Origin of the sequence: Ruminococcus sp. XPD3002 (genome assembly GCA_900119535.1) — a bacterium.
Taxonomy (GTDB): domain Bacteria; phylum Bacillota; class Clostridia; order Oscillospirales; family Ruminococcaceae; genus Ruminococcus; species Ruminococcus flavefaciens_H.
The window spans coordinates 1-1,830 of record FPJT01000037.1 but is presented as its reverse complement, the minus strand read 5'-3'; the positions used below and the strand labels follow the sequence as shown (position 1 = coordinate 1,830).

Here is a 1,830-nt window from a genome sequence, read left to right as displayed (position 1 = left end):
TATACTTATTTGTATACCTCAAAAGATAAGAAATAATCATAAGCATTGTTCAAGCGCACTGAAAGTTCGGTGCGCTTTTTAGAGTGCTTATGCTCATAAACAAAATAAAAATAAGGAAGGTGAAAAAATGAATTGTACAACACCCGAAGAAATGATAATCATGCTCATCGGTCAGAATCGAGGTACAAAAAACTTTATTGACAAGAGCCGATTGATAGAACTTGCACTTGAAAACGGAATCGAAGATGTTTCCGATAAATCATATAAAAATGATATCGCTATCGCTCTTGCTGAAAAGATCGGCTATGCTGAGCTTGCAAAGTTAGCATCTGTTGGGGTATCGTCGCTTGAATTGCAGAAGAAGTTCGGCATCACAAATGCAGAAGTAAAGAAAATGGCTGACGGTGGCTTTATCACAGTAGTCGGCACAGAATCTTTCCGAATGTACGGAAAAACTTGTCGAGCAAATTTATACAGTCCTTATGATTATTTCAAATCTGAGGAAGAAGTTATTAACTGGCTTGTAGAGCATTCCAAAAAACGAAAGGAGAAGTAAAAATGGCAAAGTTAACACTTGACCAAAAAATCACTAAGGTAACAGAACAGATCGCAAAGGAAGAAAAGAACATTGAGGAAAGCAAAGAAAGAATCAAGAAGCTGAATGCAGAGCTTAAAACTCTCCAGACGGAGAAAGAACATTCCTTTGCGAATGACATAATCAAGCTCATGAAAGCTAATGGTCTTTCTCAGGAACAATTACTCGCACAGCTTAAAGCACAAGCTACCAATGATAGTTCATCCGCTTTATCTTCTCTGAGTGACGATAATACTTCTGGAAGCAGCAGTTCTTATTGAACTGCTTTTTTCAACAGTTTTCATAATAAAAATCTTCGCATTGGAGAAGAAAAAGTGAGCAAAGCGATTGCATGAAGCCGTTACCAAAACGGCGATTCAGGGTATTAGGGATTCGTCCCTAACAAGCGAATGAGGTACAGCCACGGCTGTACCCATTCTGTGCTTGCCACTGACGTGATTTTCACAGAAAATCGCGTCAATGAAAAAGGCTCATCGGAGAATAAAATAATGCACATCGAAGGGAGCGTGATACAAATGCCGAGAATAAAAACAGAGCACATCACATTACGATTAACCCCTGCTGAGAAAGATAATCTTACAGCAAGAGCTGCGGAAGCTCGAATGAATATGTCACAATATCTGCTTGCGCTCTCTGAGCAAAAGAAGATAATCATTGCTGACGGACTTCCAGAGCTGTGCCGACAAATAATAAAAATCGGCACGAATGTCAATCAGATAGCGTTGGTTGCAAATACACACAAAAACGTATCTGAGAAGCAGCTGCAAACGGTCAATGATAACCTTGAGAATATTCAGCTCCTGCTTGGCAAGCTGATAGACACTATCCAGAATTCCAAAGATGAAATAAAGGTGTGATATGGCTTACATAGGAAAAGTGTCCATTAAGAGCAATGTGCACATGGAGAACGCTATTGGCTACATCGCCAAAGAAGAAAAGGCAATGCCGCTGAACGATATGAAAAAATATCTCAGTGAACGCCTTGACCATGTAGGACAGGTCAATACCGCTTCTGGTGAAAGAGCAACCTTTATCAATTGCAGTTCTCAGAGTACTTACAAAGAGTTTGAGAATATGCGTAAGGCTTTCAATCAGGATAAAGGTGTCATAGCTCATCACTACTACCAGAGCTTCCAGAAGGACGATAATGTTACTCCTGAACAAGCTCATCAAATAGGAGTTGAGCTTGCTAAAAAGATGTTTCCGAATTTTCAAGTGGTAGTCGCTACTCATAT

At 39.7% G+C, this 1,830-nt stretch carries 4 protein-coding genes; all 4 read left to right on the top strand.

Annotated elements, in window-relative coordinates; genetic code table 11:
• The first annotated feature begins 127 nt into the window (after positions 1-127).
• Positions 128-556, top strand: coding sequence for a hypothetical protein (locus tag BT127_RS16120; RefSeq protein ID WP_075425976.1), 429 nt, complete (start codon positions 128-130; stop codon positions 554-556).
• 2 nt (positions 557-558) lie between these two features.
• A complete protein-coding gene (locus BT127_RS16115) occupies positions 559-855 on the top strand; it encodes a hypothetical protein (protein ID WP_075425975.1) in 297 nt (98 codons plus the stop codon).
• Between the two features lie 255 nt (positions 856-1,110).
• Positions 1,111-1,452 carry a plasmid mobilization protein gene (locus BT127_RS16110; RefSeq protein WP_175541998.1) on the top strand — a complete coding sequence of 114 codons (342 nt, stop codon included), beginning with the start codon at positions 1,111-1,113 and terminating at the stop codon, positions 1,450-1,452.
• Positions 1,453-1,495: 43 nt separating this feature from the next.
• A partial coding sequence (locus BT127_RS16105; protein WP_175541997.1) for a relaxase/mobilization nuclease domain-containing protein occupies positions 1,496-1,830 on the top strand: 335 nt, incomplete at its 3' end.

Excerpts from the sequence above, each read along its gene's own strand:
- BT127_RS16110 (WP_175541998.1), top strand. The coding sequence starts at position 1,111 with ATGCCGAGAATAAAAACAGAGCACATCACATTACGATTAACCCCTGCT.
- BT127_RS16115 (WP_075425975.1), top strand. The coding sequence starts at position 559 with ATGGCAAAGTTAACACTTGACCAAAAAATCACTAAGGTAACAGAACAG.
- BT127_RS16120 (WP_075425976.1), top strand. The coding sequence starts at position 128 with ATGAATTGTACAACACCCGAAGAAATGATAATCATGCTCATCGGTCAG.